Source organism: Bacillus sp. P4_D3 (genome assembly GCF_056401855.1).
The window spans coordinates 24,470-44,005 of the sequence record NZ_JBFUIN010000010.1 but is presented as its reverse complement, the minus strand read 5'-3'; the positions used below and the strand labels follow the sequence as shown (position 1 = coordinate 44,005).

17 protein-coding genes are annotated in these 19,536 nt (G+C 37.2%); all 17 read right to left on the bottom strand.

Translation table 11 applies throughout. The annotated features are described in order from the left end of the window. Nucleotides 1–46: 46 nt before the first annotated feature. The 17 genes from AC1DTM_RS03840 to AC1DTM_RS03760 all read right to left on the bottom strand — a co-directional run bounded on the left by AC1DTM_RS03840 (nucleotide 47) and on the right by AC1DTM_RS03760 (nucleotide 19,449). A complete protein-coding gene (locus AC1DTM_RS03840; RefSeq protein ID WP_016105963.1) occupies nucleotides 47–1,120 on the bottom strand; it encodes an N-acetylmuramoyl-L-alanine amidase in 1,074 nt (357 codons plus the stop codon). Then, nucleotides 1,117–1,356, bottom strand: a complete 240-nt coding sequence (locus AC1DTM_RS03835; protein WP_088099448.1) for a holin — start codon at nucleotides 1,354–1,356, stop codon at nucleotides 1,117–1,119. The genes AC1DTM_RS03840 and AC1DTM_RS03835 overlap by 4 nt, the downstream gene beginning before the upstream one ends. Beyond that, nucleotides 1,356–1,592, bottom strand: coding sequence for a hemolysin XhlA family protein (locus AC1DTM_RS03830; RefSeq protein WP_088099449.1), 237 nt, complete (start codon nucleotides 1,590–1,592; stop codon nucleotides 1,356–1,358). The genes AC1DTM_RS03835 and AC1DTM_RS03830 overlap by 1 nt, the downstream gene beginning before the upstream one ends. A 55-nt stretch (nucleotides 1,593–1,647) precedes the next feature. Beyond that, nucleotides 1,648–6,837, bottom strand: a complete 5,190-nt coding sequence (locus AC1DTM_RS03825) for a phage tail spike protein (RefSeq protein ID WP_477000046.1) — start codon at nucleotides 6,835–6,837, stop codon at nucleotides 1,648–1,650. Continuing rightward, complete coding sequence (locus tag AC1DTM_RS03820) at nucleotides 6,834–8,285, bottom strand: distal tail protein Dit (RefSeq protein ID WP_016105967.1); 1,452 nt, start codon at nucleotides 8,283–8,285, stop codon at nucleotides 6,834–6,836. The genes AC1DTM_RS03825 and AC1DTM_RS03820 overlap by 4 nt, the downstream gene beginning before the upstream one ends. A 41-nt stretch (nucleotides 8,286–8,326) precedes the next feature. Further along, nucleotides 8,327–11,905, bottom strand: coding sequence for a phage tail tape measure protein (locus AC1DTM_RS03815; protein WP_199715257.1), 3,579 nt, complete (start codon nucleotides 11,903–11,905; stop codon nucleotides 8,327–8,329). Between the two features lie 232 nt (nucleotides 11,906–12,137). Continuing rightward, nucleotides 12,138–12,500, bottom strand: coding sequence for a hypothetical protein (locus AC1DTM_RS03810; RefSeq protein WP_002128744.1), 363 nt, complete (start codon nucleotides 12,498–12,500; stop codon nucleotides 12,138–12,140). 4 nt (nucleotides 12,501–12,504) lie between these two features. Further along, nucleotides 12,505–13,092 (bottom strand): major tail protein, encoded by a 588-nt coding sequence (locus tag AC1DTM_RS03805; RefSeq protein WP_088099453.1) that lies wholly within the window; start codon nucleotides 13,090–13,092, stop codon nucleotides 12,505–12,507. Then, nucleotides 13,093–13,422 (bottom strand): hypothetical protein, encoded by a 330-nt coding sequence (locus AC1DTM_RS03800; RefSeq protein ID WP_199715256.1) that lies wholly within the window; start codon nucleotides 13,420–13,422, stop codon nucleotides 13,093–13,095. Continuing rightward, nucleotides 13,419–13,763, bottom strand: coding sequence for an HK97 gp10 family phage protein (locus AC1DTM_RS03795; RefSeq protein ID WP_199715255.1), 345 nt, complete (start codon nucleotides 13,761–13,763; stop codon nucleotides 13,419–13,421). Before AC1DTM_RS03795 ends, AC1DTM_RS03800 begins: the two co-directional genes overlap by 4 nt. 1 nt (nucleotide 13,764) lies before the next feature. Continuing rightward, the gene (locus tag AC1DTM_RS03790) at nucleotides 13,765–14,115 is read right to left on the bottom strand and encodes a phage head closure protein (RefSeq protein ID WP_070139875.1); all 351 of its coding nucleotides are present in this window, start codon (nucleotides 14,113–14,115) and stop codon (nucleotides 13,765–13,767) included. Nucleotide 14,116: 1 nt separating this feature from the next. Further along, the gene (locus AC1DTM_RS03785; RefSeq protein ID WP_078176046.1) at nucleotides 14,117–14,410 is read right to left on the bottom strand and encodes a hypothetical protein; all 294 of its coding nucleotides are present in this window, start codon (nucleotides 14,408–14,410) and stop codon (nucleotides 14,117–14,119) included. A 5-nt stretch (nucleotides 14,411–14,415) separates the two neighbouring features. Next, on the bottom strand, nucleotides 14,416–15,570 hold the full coding sequence (locus AC1DTM_RS03780; RefSeq protein ID WP_199715254.1) for a phage major capsid protein: 1,155 nt from the start codon (nucleotides 15,568–15,570) through the stop codon (nucleotides 14,416–14,418). A 3-nt stretch (nucleotides 15,571–15,573) separates the two neighbouring features. After that, entirely contained in the window at nucleotides 15,574–16,320 is a 747-nt protein-coding gene (locus tag AC1DTM_RS03775) for a head maturation protease, ClpP-related (protein WP_199715253.1), read from the bottom strand. Beyond that, nucleotides 16,320–17,462 (bottom strand): phage portal protein, encoded by a 1,143-nt coding sequence (locus AC1DTM_RS03770; protein ID WP_206771785.1) that lies wholly within the window; start codon nucleotides 17,460–17,462, stop codon nucleotides 16,320–16,322. The genes AC1DTM_RS03775 and AC1DTM_RS03770 overlap by 1 nt, the downstream gene beginning before the upstream one ends. Before the next feature lie 11 nt (nucleotides 17,463–17,473). After that, nucleotides 17,474–19,141 (bottom strand): terminase TerL endonuclease subunit, encoded by a 1,668-nt coding sequence (locus AC1DTM_RS03765; RefSeq protein ID WP_199692814.1) that lies wholly within the window; start codon nucleotides 19,139–19,141, stop codon nucleotides 17,474–17,476. After that, nucleotides 19,138–19,449: a P27 family phage terminase small subunit gene (locus AC1DTM_RS03760; protein ID WP_000301149.1), complete on the bottom strand. Its 312-nt coding sequence runs from the start codon at nucleotides 19,447–19,449 to the stop codon at nucleotides 19,138–19,140. The genes AC1DTM_RS03765 and AC1DTM_RS03760 overlap by 4 nt, the downstream gene beginning before the upstream one ends. Between the last annotated feature and the right edge of the window lie 87 nt (nucleotides 19,450–19,536).

The window sequence follows — 19,536 nt, the reverse complement described above, 5'->3', positions numbered from 1 at the left end:
ATATTAAAGGACAAGCTGCCCACCTAAAAATGGGCGGCTTTCTTCATTATCTAAATCTAAGCCAACTTACATAAAAATCACTAGCCGTAATATAGTACTTATGCCCCTTCGAATTATAAACACGATACTGTGGATACCCATTGACATTTACCTTTGCGTCGATTGTAAATCCAAATCCTACGTCAACTGTACCAGCAGCATCTTTATCCTGCCAAGAAGGAGCATCATAGAAACGTAGATTGTTAACTTTTGAAACAACACGCTTTCCAACAATAGAAGAATCTACTGTGCTTTTCTTATTAAACTTCACATAAGATGGATCGTTTTTAATCCATTGTTCACCGCCAAGGTTTAACCAACCATCCTTTTCAGCCCACACAACATAAGCTTCTGGTTTGTTTAGCTGACGAATCTTAGAATAGCTTGTATCTGGTCCTTTACGTAAGTTAACGTTGTAACCCTCAATATAAGCAATACCGTCTGTTACAGCCGTTGGGACCTCTGCTGGTTTAGACGGCTTTTCAGGTACAGAAACTTCTGCATTAGAATTATTGTATGCACGTTGTACATCTGCTCTAAATTGAGCTTCTGAAACGCCATGAGATTTTAAGTAATCAAGTGGATCTTCATGATCTGTTCCACCAAGGTATTTCGTTACATCGTAGTGAGTCCATAATCCTTTTTCTACAGATAAATTGTTATCTTTTAAGATTTTCGCTAAAAGTTTTACGTATTTTTCATATGAACGCTTGAATTTTGTATAGTCTGCTGTTTCACATAACTCTACATGTACAAATCTTTTATTTGCTCCTGGTCCTGCGCCATAAGCAATGTATTTCGTATCAGCAATTTGGATTGTTTCATTCCAATCAACTGCATAATGTACGAATGCTGAACGCCATGTACGAGACTCATATTTTTGAATATTAATAGCTGGTGCTTCTGGTGTTGCTGTAGAATGTGCTACTACGCCCTCATAAGCACCTACACCATTACGATATGGTTGTTTAGGTAAATCAGGAATAATAAGTGTTCTATCAGCAAAAGCACTTGTTGCAATAGATAAAACTAAAATAACCGCAAAGACTACAGAAGAAATATGTTTTAATGTCTTTTTCATTTTACATCAACATCCTTTTTCATAATTTTTGTGTGATCAAATAGTCCACTTGCTGACAATCCAATGATGATTCCTTGAAATACATTTGTTTTGATATCTCCGCCCAAAAATAAAACGCCTAGCACAATGCCAAGCGTTACATTCAATAACGGAACGTATTTTGTTTGTAATCCAATTGTTTTCGCAATCTGTGAAAGACCAACTACAATTCCAATCATTACAGTGATTTCAAACATTACATACCACCTCCTTTCATTAAGAAAGTGAGCGCTGCGCCTATAATACCACCAACAATAAGGCGTAAAATCCATGTAGTATTGGCGCCGATTTTATCAAGAAGCTTAGTTATATTTACAATGTCCTTTTCATTGACTGTAGTACGTGTTTCTAAGTTTCTGATATCACGCTGCATATCTTTTTGGTCTGATTTAATTTGTTGGATTTCTTGCTTTAAATCTTGTAATCCTTCCACTTTGACCACCCCTTTTAGGCAATAAAAAAAGACCAGCTTATCGCTGCTCTGGTTTCTAATTTATTAATTTTTGGATTAATAACTCTTCTAGCCGTGCGATTCTGTCCTCTTGTTTTTGAATCGCTACTGCTTGTACTTCTAACTTCTCAGCTTGAGTCTTAACAGTTTCCTCAAGAACTAGGTGCTTCTTGTAGACTTCCTGAGTACCTGCAATACCTATTGTGATAAGAGGATACATGTTGACTGTCTTTTTATGCTCAGTAGCGAATGGCTCAGGGACTTCCTCAGCAACGAATCCGTATTGATGCGCAATGTCCTCGTAAGTTGGCATTTTCTCACCTGAGCCACTGTTAATTATCTCCTGGCGCTTCTCGTACAGCTTATTTACATCAGCTTTCATGTAATACTGGCGAGGTGTAAGCTCCATAAGTTTGTCTAGTGGATTAATAGCTTCAATGTCTTTAATTGCAGTCTTGAGTTGACGTGTAGAGCGTTGAGATAGTGATCCGTAAGTTAAAGTCCCGCAAGATACTCCAGCGTAGTCATTACCTTTATTGTTTTTAACCTGCAAGCCTTCCATAGTGTACGGATACGCACGAGCTACACGGAGAGTTAATTGGTTACCTATATTTAAGTCTACATCACCTGAGTTGATACCGTTCTCCGACATCTTCAATGTCCACTTATCGACAATATCTCGTCCATTATTAAACAGGTAAGTAGCGGTATTTGAGTTAAAATTCATATAAGTAGCAGAGTCTATCGATATCCCATTAGAGCTATTTGAACGTATTTTGATATCGCCTTTAATGGCGTTCATTTCAATAGGTCCTTGTGAGCGTATCTCCATCTTGTCCATGTAACGGTAAAAGTTAATGTATGAGCTCTTATTGATGTCATTGCCAGTTTTACCGCCTGAAGCGATACCAATAGATGCTACTGCGTTTGTCCATGCAGTTCCTTGTACAACGTGGTCAATTACAAGAGATCCCTCAAGTTGTTTATTTACCGCATAGTCATTCCCAAGGACTAAAGCAGATTGGATTCCGCTATCTGTACGTGAGATAAATCCAAAGTATCCACGGGGCTGAGTGCCATTCATTAACGTTAGATGTTGTTTCTCTAGCTTCAGATAGTTCCCCGATGTATCTGCATTCGTGTAAATCTGCGTCCCTCTCAAGATACCTGAGTTGATGGACTCTGCCGTCACGGCACCAACAAGGTTTATCTTATTAGCTTGGATCAAAACGGCTTGAGCTGTTTGGTTAATCGTTGAAGCTATGTCTCCTGATTTAACTCGTGAACTTATTTCTTCGGCTTGTAACTTTATTTCTGACTCATGACGTTCTACTATAGCTTTACTTCCAAAGCGTCCGTCTGAGTCAATTTTGTTGTACACTTCAGTTTTCTCAGCTCGTAAGGAAATAGCTTTGGTGTTCTGATTGATATCAGTCTGCATCGTAGTTACTTTTTGATTAAACTCAGAAGTAGCAACTTTCTTAGCGACTTCCCCAATGAGCTGATCGTAGTTAGTAATGTCTTTAGGGTTTTCCATGAAGGTAGACAATTCAGAGCCTTGTACTACCATCGGCTGAGATAACCATACACGTCCATTCTTCCTTACATATATACGGATATTAACCTCATTAGCTGGCTGTGTAGGAGCTTCTAACTTTACAGATAATTGAGTCCATGTGTTACTTGGTAGCTTCTTATCAAAGTAAGTAAGCTTGGTTGCAACTTGAGTGCTACCATTACGGAATGTCATCTCAATAGCTCCACCTTCATCGATACCGTTTGCATTGTCAGTGAATATCCATACTGAGAAGATGTAAGCTCCTGAGCCATCTACAATAGGCATCGATTGGCTAATGTTTGTAAAATTAGCGTCTGTCAACCCTGAGCATTCTATCTTTACAGAGTTATAGCCTTCATGATGTCTAGCATTCACAGCCATAACTGTAGCGTTTGCGTTGGTCCCACGAGCTTCCCATTTAGCTATAGACGGCTTAGTAGATGTTACTATTCCCGTAGTAGGATGAATAGTTCTATCTTCAAAGGCAGAGTTAGAAATCATATTGACTTTTCCAATATTTCCGATGTAGTCTCTCATCTCAGTATCTGTTACGCTAGAGCTAATCTCATTGCTCAGTTGAGTTATCTTACTTGTATTGGTTTGAATCTGAGCTCCTTGTGTACCTTGAGTTTTCCCAATAGAGCCAATTTCAGCGGTGTTCTTGTCCACTGTTTGCTGTATAGCGTTTGTTTGACTTGATAAGCTTCCAACTGATTGATTTAATGATGAAATAGTAGCGGTATTGCTATCTACAGTTTGCTTAATCTCATTAGTCTGCTTTGTAGTAGCTACTTCTGAGCGGTTTCTGTCCCATGCTGTAGAGATTGATCCGTGCTCAAGTTTTAAATCCTTGAAGGCAAGCTTCTTCCCTGTTGAGTTTGCACCCATAGGATATCTAACTCGTAGTATAATCCCTTTAGCGTCAGATTTAAGCTTGAAAGTATATGAACCTCTAGTGAATCCTGTATTGTCTACCTTAATAGGGAGTTGCCCTGACTCGTTCCATCCCGTGCCGGTAGATTGAAATACTACTAAATGAGCATATCCTGAGTCACCTTTAAGGTCTGCTGAGAAAGTGAACTCATCTCCAGCGTTGAGCCCTCTTAGGTCAGTTAACTTATAGCTACCAACTTGATAGAATGAATCAGCTCCGTCAATAGAAGTCAGCTCTATATAATTATCTTTGAAGACGTGAGAAGAACGTCCAAAAGAGTGACCTCCTACATCGTTCGGAAACTCAGGATACTCGTTGTTTGCTGAAGAATTAACTAGAATGTTTTCATTTCCATTCTCGACGGCTACTTGAAGTTTTGTAATCGTAGCAGTATTGCTCTCAACTGTCTGTTTAATCTCATTAGTAGTCTTAGTGAAATCTCCAGTTGAGACAGCTTCTTCAATAGCAGGATTCCATGCAGTGGGAATTGTTCCCTCTTCAAGTTGAACATGAGAGATATTGATATTCCCAAAGACGTCACGTGAGCCTGTAGTTATCATTAAAGATTTTACGTCCTTATCCTTAATAGTAAATGTCTGACTCTGTAGAGCATCCAACCACGTAGTCCCTATTGCACTAGCGTCACGTCTAATAGATAAATACTGTGCTTCATCATCAGCATAGCGCACTACGATTTCAGCACCCGTCCAAGGATTAGTCCCTTTTCCAGTGATATTACCTGTTAAGATATAGCTAAGAGTCACTTTTTTGTTACGGAAATTTACTTTGCTGGAAGTCTTTAAGGTTTTAATTGATGAATAGTTAGCAGTAGCATTTTTAACATCACAGATAAACTCAGACTCTATAGCTAAGTTAACTGATCCAATCTTCATATTCTTGAAGTCGCCTTCTACTTTCTCAATCTTCTTAGAGTTTTCATCAGCAGATATTTTAACGTCATTGACTGTCTTAGTTACATTGGTCACATTTGTATCTGTCTGCTTTAGTTCTTCCTTAGTAGCTGTTAACTTTAGAGCTTCAGCCGTTTGCTCATATTTAGTATTCATATCAGAGAAAGCTTTAATGTTGGTTTGCTTGTCCACCTCATAAGTTTGCTTGCCTACTAAGTTTTTATCTACATAGTCTTTTGTGTAGACATCATCCGTATTAGCTTTCTTTTTCATTTCCTCATCTAGCCAAGTCTGGTCCACTTTAGAGTTAATATCTATCTGGATATCAGAGATTTCTTGCTCTACAGCTTCGACCTCTTGTTGCAAGTCAGCAGTGGCTCTCTCTAGCTCTCCAGTATCAGGCGTGATACGAGTCCATTGACCACCACTCCATAGATACATTACTTTATTGTTTGGATCTGAATTGTTAACCCAAATAGTTTTACCATCTTTTAAGTTCTCAGTAGGGGCAGTCGGTTGCTCAATAACTTCTGCGGTGTTCTTCAATACATAGTCAACTGTAGCTTCTGCAAGGTCCTTTGCAATCTTACTTTCTTTCTCTGCCTTCTCTGCTGCTTTCTTAGCATCTTCAATAGCTTGGTCCTGCTCGTTTACTTTGTTCTGTAATTGGTCGAACAAGTCCTGAGGAACCTTGTCATACAATGAGCTAAGTATCTTTTGGTATAATCTGCGCAACTCATCGTTTTGGTCAACAATTTCACGATAATCACCAAACGCATATTTATCTTGTGTAGGGTCTTTAAAAGATTCATCACCAGCGATAGCACGAGCTTCAAGATATAGCTTAGGTGTAAAGCCCGTATCTATAATTCTGATAGTATCGCCTTCATTGATTAGTTCGTGTGCTAGTCCAAATATTCGTCCTATACTTTGAGCTTGAACTTCGTATGAAACAGAAGTATTCACAAGCTTATTCATTTCTGTTTTCATGAGAGTCATAAGTCTCTGTGGAGACATATCCTGGTCTTCTGTTTGTGGAGTATAAAAAGCGAATTTATGTTTTCCTTTTTCATTCCACCGTTGAAAAGCTGCATCATCCACAAGATAAGGGACACCATTATTTATTTCTGAGATCGTAATGAACTCTCCGTTATCTTTTGTTACGTAACCTAATAAGGCGGTACAAATGTTTTGAGAGTTTTCGATACGTTTAATTCCCATCAAATCTTTACCAAGAGTTATTTCTTTCCTTGTATCTCTTCCTCGCTTTTTAACCATGTCCACATAACGAGCAACTATTTGGGAACCTACAACTTCGGCGCGGTATTGGATTTCTAATTCAAAAGAAGCGGAAATTTTTTTTAGTAAATTCAATGGATCAATAAATTCTTCAATTACCATTGAATGCGCTCCATCATGTTCTGTTTTACCTATTTCCCACTTCGTCCCTTTAAGGGCTATTTCCATACATTGTTTCAATGTTTTACTTTCGATTTTTTGCGGTTCGATAATTCCTGCTTTAGCAAGCTGAATCCATTCACCAGATGCATAAACTATTAATGACTTATCATCAGAATTTTTTTCTGCTTCTGTAATGACATAAGGAACGATTCTACCACCACGTACTTCTTTTAACACTAAATTTTGTTGTACAAGCGTTGCCGCATGATCTGTATTCTCAAACACTCTAAACTCTAATGTATCGATATTATTCTTAATTTCCCAATGCCGTTTATCATCCCAATAATCTTTTGGTTGTATAGCTGAAACGATTTGACTTGTTTTAAAATCAACAACATGTAAGTCCCCACTTGGTGTTCTCATCTAAATCGCTCCCTATACGTTAATTCCGCTATTCCCACATTGGCTGGACGTACTATAATTTCATTTTGTCCCCGTTTTACAACAGGAAATGAACTGAATATATCTTTTAATGCAATTGCATTTGTTCCGTTGATCGTTACAAGTGAACGTTCTGTATCTATTTGGATTTTGTCTCCAACATCGAAAATATAAGGAGTTTCATCTACGTTTACACTGTAAAGCTTCCATACTTTTAAATCCTCAATCCACATATCCATAGGAGTAGATAAGGCTCCGTATTGTAGGAAAGCAATTGCTACTTTCGCTATTGACTTAGACGTTGCTGGATTCTCCTTAGCTACATCATTCCAACGTTCCACAAGAGAAGTGCCGTCTACTCCGTTTAGCCCATCTGCTTTAGCAAAGTAAACACTCCATTCAGTGCCTCGCCTTGCTATAGAATAATGACCTCTGAAATCGTTAAATGTATCCGCATAGAATCCAGTTGTATCCACCAGCGTTTTAGTGCCCCCAATAACCGAATTAGCTTTCGTCATAATATGGCTAGCGTAATCATCATTCATGTTTAACTCGGAGATAACTGATCCGTCCTGAGCTAGAAACATTAAGACTACTTTTCCGACCTGGTTCATATAAGAAGAAAACAGCTTTACTCTCATATCCGCTCTAAAGTCGATTAATGGACCAGTGGGGATGTCTCTTGTGTATATAGGACCGTGCCAGCCAGTGCCGTCTCCGTAGAGCTTAGTTTTGAAGTAGGCGTTGTTGACAACTTCCATATCTCCAGTGCCCGTATAGTTGCCAATCTTCCCCGTTACTTTAGTCCAAGGAGTTAGCGTGTTCATTTCATCTTTAATAACCATGTCTTCCATTTTCACTATCTTGTTTTGAACCCCAGTAGGATAGCCTATACGAAAATACTCATCGCCGTTCCATACATCAAGGAAAGGACTCATCGCCCCTACAGTGATATCTATAATTGGATAAGACTCTACGGAGCCATTGTTACGGAATTCAGCTTTTAAGTCTCCATTCTCAATAGCCATGGTTTTCTCTTGTGCAGCTCCCAACTTGTAAGGCATTGGGCAAATGAATTTCAAAGTACCTTTACCCAGAGTAACGAATTCATCTGGATCAAACCCCTCGTCCACAACTGCTAAATATGTTCTGTTGGGCTCTACATCGAAAATAAGCTCTACTGGCTGTTCTGTAATAAGCCAATCAGCTACTTCTTCTTTCAGTGTTTCTAAATTTGATTCATCGGGGACGATAATTCCAACAGGAATCGAAAGAACACGGATGTCAGTTTGTGTGTTTAATAACCTTGCTCCCGGATAACCTGGAACACTTAGAAAATTCCTTTTTAATGGTGCCCATGTAGGTCTTTTCCATCCTTTTTCTATCTGAACAAAGGTTTTTCGTTGATTGTTAAATGTAAAAGAACTCATGTTAACACCTCTTTTCTTTATAAAATAAAAGAAACCCAAACCTAAAAGGCTGAGTTTCTTGCTACTTCTCTATCTTGATACTCGGTTGTATATCTATAAGTACCACGTGCTACATCTCGTCCTTCCAAAGTAACAGGAACTTCAATTACTAAATCACCACCCTGTGTTGGTATCGCTCCATTAACGCCAGATTGACCAGGTGAATAATTGAATGTTTGGTTTGCAATACCGCTACTCATAGACTGCTTACTATTAGCCATATTGCCATACACACCACTCATTACACTCTTTAATCCTGATAACTGGCTCATAGAACTATCCATCATGCGACTCATATCACCCATTAATTGACTCATAGATCCGGTAGTACCAATCATAGTTTTAGCAATACCTTCACCAATAGCCCCAAGTGTCTTTTTATTTAAAGGTAGAACCGCTTCTGGTCCAGCTTCACCAGCACCTTGCAAGTTACCACCATTCATTCCAAAGATAGTTGGTTTAGTGAAGATACCGCCTTTAGCGCGCCATTGTACATCGAAACCGGTTGGATACTTAACTTCTTTACCCATGATAGTTTTTGTATCAGTTGTTAAACTAAAGTGTGGAAGCTTAGGCATTTCAGGTTTAGGAATTTTTAATTTCAAGTCACTAAAGAATCCCTTAATCTTCCCAATAAACTTTTCTATGCTGTCAACTGCATCTTTTATTGGATCTACAATAAATCGTTTCGCTGCTTCAAATTTTTCTTGCGCCGCATTCTTTACCGCATCAAACTTTTCTTTAGCTGAGTTATATAAATCGGTGAATTTTTGCTTGGCTTGATTATACGTTTCAGTTACCGGATCGATCACATATTTCTTCACTAAATTCCAAGCTGTAAGTGTATAAGATTTTATTTTTTCCCAATTACTTAATATCCAATTTGCTAAATCTCCAAGTTTTTCTTTCGTTGTATTCCACAAGTCTTGAACAGGTTGAATAACATATTGTTTTACCAAATTCCAAGCCGCAAGAGTATATGATTTAGCAAGTTCCCATTTTGAACTTAACCAAGATATCAAATCACCAAATTTTTCTTTTACAAAGTTCCAAGTATCTAGGACGGGTTGAATGATATATTGTTTAAATAAAGACCAACCAATTTGTGCCGCTAACTTCGCAATTTCCCATTGTTGACTTAGCCAATTAACTAATTCGCCAATTTGTGCACTTACCCAATTGTAAGCTTCTTGGATTGGTTGAATAATATATTGAGATATAGCTGCCCAAGCAATTTGTGCACCTGCCTGTATTAATAGCCACCCTGCTTCAAGAACCGTAGAAATTAACGAGATAATTGGATCTAAGAATGTAAGAATAGATTGCCAAGTTTCCATCCATTTTTGGAACAATTGCATAAAAAATTGAGATGCTGTTTCGACCATTGAAGAGAACCAACTTGATACAGTCTCAACTAATGAAGACAACCATCCTGTTGCTGTATCCACTAAAGAAGATAGCCATGAAGAAGCTGATTCAACTAAAGATGACCACCAAGTCGATGCTGTTTCTACCATTGAGGATAACCATGTTGTCGTTATTTCTACTAGAGAAGACCACCAACCAGATACCGTTTCGACAAGTGAAGATAGCCAAGTTGACGCCGTTTCGACTATTCCACTCCACAATTCAGATAAATATTCCCCAATAAAATTGAAGGTATCTATCGTCCACTGTTTTATAGATTCCCAGTTTTTATAAATAGCAAAACCTAAAGCGACTAAAGCGGCTATGATAATTGGCACAATGGCAACTATCCCGGCCGCTGCAGCCGCACCAATTCCAAATATGCTCATTACCGTCACAACTATAGGTGCAAGTGCCATAATCGCACCTGATATTATACCAATGGCGGTTGCTACGGCTGCAAGTGTTGCTGCCAATGCTGGATTATTTGATATCCATTCAGCAAATTTAGAAATAAGATCGGCTACAACACTAAGTACTGGTTGGAGAGCGACTTGTAAATCTTGCATTGCTTTTTGGAACTTAATTGCTGGGTTTGCATCCATCTTTTTAATAGAATCATTTAATTGATCTTGATTATTTTTGAAATCGACCGTTTTTTCTTTTGCACCTAGCAATGTATTTATTATATTTTGCCCTTGGTCTTCGTACATTGTACCGAATAGTTTTGCACCTAATTCGTTTTTCTTCGTTTCATTTTCAACTTGTGATAACGCTAGAGCAATATCAGTCATAGCGGCTGAACCTTCTTTACCGCCATTAGCTACAGCTTGTCCCCATTTTTGCAATTGTTCAGCTGAGATATTAGTGCCTTCTAAAGTTTCTTTCATAGCTTTATCGACACCTTGACCGAATTCAGCCGCTTTAATACGTCCTTCTTTCAATCCATCTAAAAGGTTGTCGATATTCCAGGTACCTGTTTCGACCCCAGCCGCCATAATCGCTTGTACTTCTTCAGCGCTGTATCCTGCTCTTGTAAGCTGCCCACCATATTCAGCAATAATGTCTAATTGCTCAGGTGGAAATCCCATTTTTAATAAGGCGTTTGTTAATCCAAGAGCACCTTCTTGCGAAATACCTAGTTCATTACCAATTTCATTTGTTTCTTGTATTAACTCAGTAAAATCAATACCTTCATATGATTGCGCGATTGCCGCCGCTCCTTTAACAATTGCTGCATTCGCTTCATCACTAACATTTTTATTCAACGCCCACTGCCTGCGCACACCTTCTAAAGAAGCTTCAGCATCCACACCATAAGCAGTAATGCCCCTTACAGCTTCTTCAACTGATTTTTTGGAGGACTCAGGGACATCAAAAGTGATATCGATTTTTGTTTTTAACTTTGACATATCAAGTGCTTGTTCGATTGTTCCGGCAATACCACCACCAGCTACCATAGCTCCAAGAACGTTTTCTAAACCAATATCTAATTCTTTGAATTCTCTTTGTGTCCTTTGGGCCTCTTGCTGTAAATCTCTTAATTCATTTCGAACTTGTTGTATTGAATTACCATCATCCACAGATCGAAGCGCACGTTGTAATTTCTCAATATCCGCTTCTGTTCCTAATGCTTCACGACCAATAAGTCCAATCGCTTGTTCTAACTGCCGACTTGTAGCTGTTCCGCTTTTAATTGCATTCACAAGACGATTTCCTAATGCCCCTGCAAAATCATCAACACTTTTTCCTGTAGCGCTAAACAACATTTCTAATTGCCTTGTGGAACTTGCCACATTTTCTTGCTCAGCTTTCATGTTTCCAAGCTTATTTTTTAACCCATCAAGTGATCCTTGTGTAAATTCAATTTCACGCCTAAACGAGCGGTATTGTTCTTCAGAAATCTTTCCATTTTGAAATTGTTCCTGAACCTGTTGTTCCGCTGCTTTCAATTTATCTAGCTTTTGCGTTGTATTTTCTATTTGTTGTGTAAGTAATTTTTGCTTTTGAGAAAGTGCCTCAATATTCCCAGGGTCAAATTTTAATAGTCGCTCAACATCTTTAAGCTCCTTAGTTAAATCATTACTACGTTTATTAACATCTTTTAAAGCATTTTGAAGCCCCGTGGTCTCTCCACCAATTTCAATCGTAATCCCTTTAATTCTTCCTGCCATATTTTCACCCCTCTTTCTTAGAAAGCATTAAAGTCTTTTTGAGTCGCTTTTCTTACTTTGTCTTTCTTCGGATTTTCCATTTCAGCAAATTCAGCAATATAATCAAAGCAATCACCAACAGTCATAACTTCTAAATCTCCATGTGTCAGCTTCGCTTTATAACAAAGAGCAAGAAACGTATCAGTGGATAATTCTTCATCACTGAAAGTCCCTTGCTCTCCATTATTTTTCGTTATTTTTTTTTTGCTCCCATTGTACTTTGAATCATGTCATTAATTTCTGGCATGATATCGTAAATAGGAAACTCGTCAAATCCATCTAGCCATGTAATTGGATCAGGAAGATTTGGATCTGCTGTTTTTGCATATAACCAAACTAAATCGTAAATAACTTCAAAATCGACGTTCTTAAAATCTGCGGTTGATAGATCGATAGTGCCTTGTGACTCATCTTGCGAGGTAAATGTACCGATAGCTCCTAATGCCATCATATCTGCGAATAAATCACGTCTGAATTGTGCCTTATAGCGTTTAACTGTTGCTGCTGTGCCTTTTAATCGGACTTGTTTTCCATCTATTGTAATTGTCTTTTCCATTTACTTACGCTCCTTTTGGTGCTGCTGGTGTTTTTACATATACTTTTTTGTACCAATTATCATAAATCGCTGGTGTTGTCTTAGATGTAGTTTTTGTTTTAACCATACGCTTTCCATTGATATCGATAGGACTAGATACAAATTTAAGTTCATTTGTATTAGGCTCTGCTGAATTAGTTTTTGTTTTAGATGCAATAGTTGGTCGGCTTGCTGAGTTGTTAAACATAACGTGTCGAGTTGCATTCACATCACCATCAAACTCAAATAATAAAGCGAACGTTTTTCCTTTTGCATCAGCTAACTCATTTAATACACCGTCTGTTTCATCTAATTGCTCACCTAACGCATCGATAGCAAATTGTTCTGGAATAGTCGCAATGGATAGCGTTCCATCATAACCTTGGTTATTACTTGCTGCATAGTAAAGCATGTCGTCCGCATAGAACTCAATTAAATCCCCACGTGGATCAAATGTTAATTCAACCGCTCCTGGAATTGGAATTGGGGTTTTAAATGTTACTACTCCATTCAAAGTTTCATAGAGAGCATAATAAACATTCTTCAAACCAAAGCTTACTTTGTTTTCATTCATTTACATCAACCTCGTTTCATATATTTTTTGAAATAATTTTTCAGATTCAATAAAGGTCCCATAAGAGTCATAAGTTATTTCATGATCGTCTAGGACTTTTTCAAGCTTGGCTTCTGTAACCAAGTCTTTTTTTGTGGTATAAAGCTCTATATTTAAATCATTTACCTTGTGATAGACCTTGTTATCAGCCATCAAGTTTGATGAGCCATCCACAAGGAAACATATATAAGGTGGCGCTGGTACTGGATTACTTGGTGTTGCTGTGAAATGCGAATAAGCCACAGGATAACCTGTAGCTTCAAGAATTTTTGTTAATTCACCTAATGTCATTGCCCAATCGTCCTTTCGATACGTCTTGGCAATTCATCGATTACATATTCTTCAACTGGGCGAATATGCACTTGTGCTGGTACTCGACCACCACCTACTTTCGCATGTCCATTTTCTAAAAGATGTGTTAATTGTCCTTTTGCATTATGAAGAACAACGCCCTTCCCTTCTTTTTTCTTACGCCATCCTTTACGATAACCACCCGTTTTTTTAGGACTACCTTGCTTTAATTTACCTACAGCAATATCTCCTATTTCATCAATCTCATTTTCTAATTCTTCTTCCACAACATCTGCATATCTTTGTAATTCTCTAGCAATCTCACTCGCAAAATCATTCATATTAAACATGCTCCTTTGCGATAATGGTCAATGTTTGATTCATTTCATCATCATTCATTGGCGGTTCGATAATATCAAAAATACGACCCTTCATATTAATTCGCATTTCTTCTGTAATGCCCGATGTATAAGGAATCACAAATCGATAAACTCGTGTCGCCTGTGAAGCTGAAGCTTCAATATACTCGGAACCTTTCACCGTTTTTACCATTGCCCAGGCTTTTTTTAATTCCTGCCAAGATGTTTCTATTACTTGATTTAATTCATCTTTTATTACTATAGGTTGCTCAATAATAATTCGATTCCTAAAATCACCTGTATTTAAAGGTTTTTTGTATTGAAAAGGACGCATATTATTCACCGTCCAATTTGATTGCTTCTAATGCTTTATCAATGCTCAAACTGTTAATCTGACTTAAAAAGTTCTGATCAAAATATTCTAGAGCATCATTATAAACATAACGAGAACGTTCAAAGACTAATTCTTTGAACTCCTCGTTATCATTTAAATCATAATCCCCACAAACCCTAAGTAAAGCCTTGTTAGACGTAGAAAGGATGCGCTTTAGGTTATCATCTTCATCATCACCTAAGTGCATCCTTTCTTTAAACTCCTGTAATATTTCATTTGAAATTACTGTATTCATTCACATCACCCTTGAGCTGGTGGGGTTGGTGTTTCTACAAGTTTTAATTCGTAAACTTGTGCTGCATATTTGTCTTTTGGCTTACCTGTAGCATATTGCTTGGCAATATAAAGCGTTGCATCTTCTAATGCTAACGTTTGGTCAAACTTTTTAATCGGCTCCGTTCCACCCATTGCCGCAATATACTCTCCTTTAACAAAAAACAGTACTTTACCTTGAGGTACAAATACTGATTCTGTAGGCGTTGGATTGAAAGGTAAGCTCGTTACATAAACTCCAGCCGCATTTAAAGTTGTTGCATTTGCTTGAACATCAAATGTATCGAACGGATTCGTCACCATAACTACTTTTCCAGCAATATTCTTCGGTTTATCTGCATCTTTACCATCAGCTTTTAACTTTTTAGCAAGTAACTTAACAACATTTTTTAATTCATTAATCGTTTTACGCCCTGGTTCAAAAGTTAAAGTACCAGCAACTTTTTTATCCGGATATACACCACCAACAACATTTCCACTTGGATCTTTTAGCAAACCGATAGGTTCATTCTTACCTGTACCAATTACAAATCCTCGCTCTAATCCAACCGCCATAGCTTCTGTAATCATTGTACGAACATAACGTTCCACCCAAACTGGCCCTAGATTTAACATATCATTTGATAATGGGATAAACGCTGTTAATTTAAGTTGAGTAATAGGCTCTTTTCGGAATGTAGCATTTAACTGTCCTTGAATGTCACCAAATAATGGTCCCCATACTGCTGCGCCTTCTGGATCTCCATAGATAAATTCTGTGACAGCTCCTAAGTTTTCTAATCCAACATGTTGTAAGAACGGATGCCCGTCTACTAAATCTTCAAAGATTCGCTCTTGTGTTGTTTTAGGTAGAATCTCAGTATCTTTAAATCCACCATCTTGAACAACCGCATTAAAGAATTTCATTTCTTCACTCGTTAATACATTGGAACCGCGCGATTGCATAATTGAACGGTCTACAATCGATTCATTCACTTGATTCAAAATATCTGAACGAACATCTGTAGCAAGTGCTTCAATCATGGAATTTAATGCTGTTGATTGTTCTTCTGGTGTACCTTCCTGTGTCGCTTTCGCAAAAGCTAGTTTTTTCTCTTCAAAATTATTAAATTTAATCACCATGTTTTATTTTCCTCCTAGATTTAAAAAGAGCGTACTCAGATTCTGTTTCATATTAACAGGCTCTTGAATAAGCTCTTTTGGATTTTGATTATTTGGTTGTTTCGTATACTTAGCTACTAAATCTTCTTTGAAATTTTCTACAACTTCCTCTTCATCATCATCTTCTTGCGTATCATCTATTTCAATTTCATCAGCAATTTCATCGGCTAAACCAAGAGCAACCGCTTCCTCTGCTGTTAGCCAAGTTTCATCCTTTAAAAGTTGTTTTAATTCTTCATCTGTTCCAACAAAACGTTTCTTATAAGATGCTGCTAAAGCTGAATCAATCTTTCGTAAATCTCGTGCTGTTTTTTCAAAAAGGTCTGCATTTCCATATTCAAAAGTACTCGCTTGATGAATCATCATCATAGTATTACTAGGCATAATGATTTTATCACCTGCCATTGCAATTACAGATGCGGCACTCGCTGCCCAACCATCAATATGAACTATAACTTCAGCATCATGTTGTTTCAGCATATTGCAAATTGCTACACCATCAAATGCGGAACCTCCACCCGAATTAATATGAACGTGAATTTTTTCTGCTTTAACATCTTGAATTTTTCTTCTTACAGCTTCAGCATTATTTTCACTAAACCAACCACCGATTGAACCGTAAACAGTTAATTTATACTCATTTTCACCTTTAACTTCAAAACGAATATCTCGTTTTAAATTTAGAAGCTTATTCATATTCACATGCTCCATCATTCCTCACCTCCTTTTTCTCCATTCATTTGAGTATAGTTTTTTGTAATATAGTGTTTGTCCAAGTTCGGATCATTAGATGATTCATATCCTCCCTCCAATCTAATTTCATTGCCTGTAAAGGCACCAGAAGAAATAAGCTTATCAATGCTCGTTGCAAGATCAAAAATACTTTGATAAGAAACAGATTTAATTTCTATCCTTTGTCCTCCGAGATAATCTTTCATCTCAAAGAACTTCACATTTGATTCATCAGATAGTTTCTTTAGTAAAGGATTTACAGTGAATAACATGTAGTTTTTCGTTTGTTTTTCTACATCAGCCATTTCTCCATATAACAAAGCTGTTGGAATGCCAATAGACATAGCTACTTGATTTAAGAAACCATTTGTTACTTTGTTGATTTCTTCCACACTTGGACCATTAGCGGAGCCATTATATACTTCATCGTATTTTATCCCTTTTTGTTGCGGCACAATAGCTATATCTTTCGTGCCTATCGCCTTATACATGTTGTCTATGAATTCTTGTAACTTTGCTATTTGTTCCTCAGTTTTAGCACCAATCATATCCATGTCAACTGTTCCGCGAACTTGATTTTTACGTTTTTGAGAGTTTAATATCCTACCGAACAAATCCCCATAATCTGCAAATAATCCATCAATAAGTGGAGATAATTTATCATTCCGATACTTCAAATGAATAACTTCACTTTGCTTAAAACTTCTCTTAAACGTATAATCTTTTACTATTACATCGGTAAAAGTATCTTCAAACACAGCATACTCATTATGTTGAAATCCATCTGCAATAAGTAAATCACCATCATCTGCTTGTATAACTAAACACTCATTATCATAAATAAGTTTACGAATAAACCTTTCCCAAAAGGTACTTGCGGTCATATTCTTGTTCGGTCTAACGTTTAATCGATAATAAAGCTCATTTTTCTCAAATGCTTTACCGTGTCTTACTCTGAATTCAGATTGACTAATTGTTCTTCCTAAAAATGATACACATGTATCAATTGCCAATCGTTTCATATGAACCCTGTTTGCTGTATCAGCAATCAAATCCAGATCAACCATAAATTCTAACTCTTTATTTCTTTTGAATACTGAACCTAACCATCCAATGGTCATCACCCCCTTTATTAGAATTTGATATCGCTTAGTATAAAGTCGGTTGCTTCTTGTATCTCGTCCGCTCGATAAAGAGCATGAACGAAACATTGGAATCCATCAGTCTTTCTACGAACCGGCTCTTTCTTTTCGTATATTTTATTACCATCACCTTTGATAACAACCAACACGTTTTGCGTATACCAACGCATTAGCGGATTATCATCAAAAATAATTTGTTTATTTGCAAACGCCATTTCAATACGAGGTGCTAGTAAACTATGAATTGCTTTTGGATTCCTTATAACTTCTATTTCAAAACCTTCTGCTACCAATAAAGGCCTTATCGCTTCCATTCGGAAGTTATCAGCTATAATTTTCTTAACCCCAAATTGCTCACGCATTTCTACAAACCAATCAACGATATGCTGAGGATTAATAGTCGGCTCGTCCACAACTGTAAGTAAGCCTTGTTCCTCCCACTCTTTAATTGGTGCAAACTTTTGTTTTTTATACTCGCCAGCCTTTTTAGAATAACCATAATAAATATCAACAAATTCCTTTCGCACAAAGGAATGAGTTTTAAAAATGTACTCACCATTTTGTCTGAATAAAAGACCACATGCTGCAAAGTCTCGAATACTTGCAAAGTCTAACGCCCCAATACATTCTTGAGCATATAAATCAGGAAATGGACGATTTGTAGCAAGAATCTCTGACCATTTTGCAACAGAACGTTCTAAGTTTGTAACAGGTAAGTTCATACGCTTTGTCATGAACTCTTCTCGGTTACTTGGATCATCCTCTAAATCTTCATATTCTTCCTTTATCGTTTCAAGTAATCCCTCAGCATACTCGCTTAATGGTTGCGATAACATAGGATTTGCCATTTCCCAATTATCAGAATCATCAACTTCTTTTTCATCATTCAATTTACAAATGAATGGGAAGATAGCATTTGGACGCGCTTCGCCATTTAATACTTTCATTGCTTTTTCTTTTTGTTTATCTAAGAAGCCATCACGGACATATCCATCTGTACCAATGTAAAATTCTCGCGGGTTTTTCTTTTTCCCTAAACCACTAATATGGACTCGAACATCTTTATTGCTTTCATATTGATGTATTTCATCAAATACAACCGCGCCATCACGCAAACCATCTTTCGTGTCTCCGTTTGATGTTCTAAACTTCAATACACTTCCTGTAGCCTTAGAAACAGTTTGAGTTAATGTTGTTTTAAATGCTCTTTGCAATATTTCATTTCGTTTAACACATTTGTGAACTTCATCAGGACTTGTTTTCGCCTGCTCTTCACTATTTGCAACAACGGAAATGTTATACTCCGGAATACCATGCATTTCACTAATTAAAAAATGAATGATGACTGATATTAATCCGTTTTTACCGCCACCACGTCCAAGCATCCACAAGAATTTACGATAAAATACACGTCCGTTTTTCTTATAAAACAAAAAAACGAATGCTATTAAGAATTTCTGAAATGATTGTAACGGGAAGTACCATTTCTCCCCAAAGCGGATACACTTCTCAATCATTTCATCATCAAAATACAAATCGTCTCTGTTCAAAACGTATTTTTCTAGATATTCAATTAACAGTTCTCTTTCTTTGTTGAACTTTATTTTCCCACTTCTATAAAGCTCAATGTATTCATCTACATACTTTTGCCTGGTCATATTAAATCACTTGGACTGTATCCCGTATTAGAAGCACCAACTTTAGGAACGAATTTTATATCTCTTCCTAAAGCAATTAAAGAACTGTTAATTTTGTTCCTCTCACTTATAAGAGGATGGGCTTTAACAAAAACTTGAGAACCATTTTTTACTGTTACAGATTCGCCTTCTTTATTAATGGTTTTATTTATTTTTCTAAATGCTTTGACCAGATCAATGTATCTTTCTACTTTTTCAACTTCGACTAAATCTGTAATATCAATACTATTCATAAGCTGTTCTTTTAACCTCACAATACTAACAGCCATCTACCCACCCCCCCTTACGTGCGTAATTTCGAAAAAAACCTGACAGTTAACCCCCTCCTCCGGTGCCCCTTAGAGCAAATTTTGCTG

Excerpts from the sequence above, each read along its gene's own strand:
- AC1DTM_RS03800 (WP_199715256.1), bottom strand. The coding sequence starts at position 13,422 with ATGACATTAGGTGAATTAACAAAAATTCTTGAAGCTACAGGTTATCCT.
- AC1DTM_RS03815 (WP_199715257.1), bottom strand. The coding sequence starts at position 11,905 with ATGGCAGGAAGAATTAAAGGGATTACGATTGAAATTGGTGGAGAGACC.
- AC1DTM_RS03825 (WP_477000046.1), bottom strand. The coding sequence starts at position 6,837 with ATGAGAACACCAAGTGGGGACTTACATGTTGTTGATTTTAAAACAAGT.
- AC1DTM_RS03810 (WP_002128744.1), bottom strand. The coding sequence starts at position 12,500 with ATGGAAAAGACAATTACAATAGATGGAAAACAAGTCCGATTAAAAGGC.
- AC1DTM_RS03770 (WP_206771785.1), bottom strand. The coding sequence starts at position 17,462 with ATGACCATTGGATGGTTAGGTTCAGTATTCAAAAGAAATAAAGAGTTA.
- AC1DTM_RS03780 (WP_199715254.1), bottom strand. The coding sequence starts at position 15,570 with ATGGTGATTAAATTTAATAATTTTGAAGAGAAAAAACTAGCTTTTGCG.
- AC1DTM_RS03760 (WP_000301149.1), bottom strand. The coding sequence starts at position 19,449 with ATGGCTGTTAGTATTGTGAGGTTAAAAGAACAGCTTATGAATAGTATT.
- AC1DTM_RS03820 (WP_016105967.1), bottom strand. The coding sequence starts at position 8,285 with ATGAGTTCTTTTACATTTAACAATCAACGAAAAACCTTTGTTCAGATA.
- AC1DTM_RS03765 (WP_199692814.1), bottom strand. The coding sequence starts at position 19,141 with ATGACCAGGCAAAAGTATGTAGATGAATACATTGAGCTTTATAGAAGT.
- AC1DTM_RS03840 (WP_016105963.1), bottom strand. The coding sequence starts at position 1,120 with ATGAAAAAGACATTAAAACATATTTCTTCTGTAGTCTTTGCGGTTATT.
- AC1DTM_RS03775 (WP_199715253.1), bottom strand. The coding sequence starts at position 16,320 with ATGGAGCATGTGAATATGAATAAGCTTCTAAATTTAAAACGAGATATT.
- AC1DTM_RS03805 (WP_088099453.1), bottom strand. The coding sequence starts at position 13,092 with ATGAATGAAAACAAAGTAAGCTTTGGTTTGAAGAATGTTTATTATGCT.
- AC1DTM_RS03790 (WP_070139875.1), bottom strand. The coding sequence starts at position 14,115 with ATGCGTCCTTTTCAATACAAAAAACCTTTAAATACAGGTGATTTTAGG.
- AC1DTM_RS03795 (WP_199715255.1), bottom strand. The coding sequence starts at position 13,763 with ATGAATGATTTTGCGAGTGAGATTGCTAGAGAATTACAAAGATATGCA.
- AC1DTM_RS03785 (WP_078176046.1), bottom strand. The coding sequence starts at position 14,410 with ATGAATACAGTAATTTCAAATGAAATATTACAGGAGTTTAAAGAAAGG.
- AC1DTM_RS03835 (WP_088099448.1), bottom strand. The coding sequence starts at position 1,356 with ATGTTTGAAATCACTGTAATGATTGGAATTGTAGTTGGTCTTTCACAG.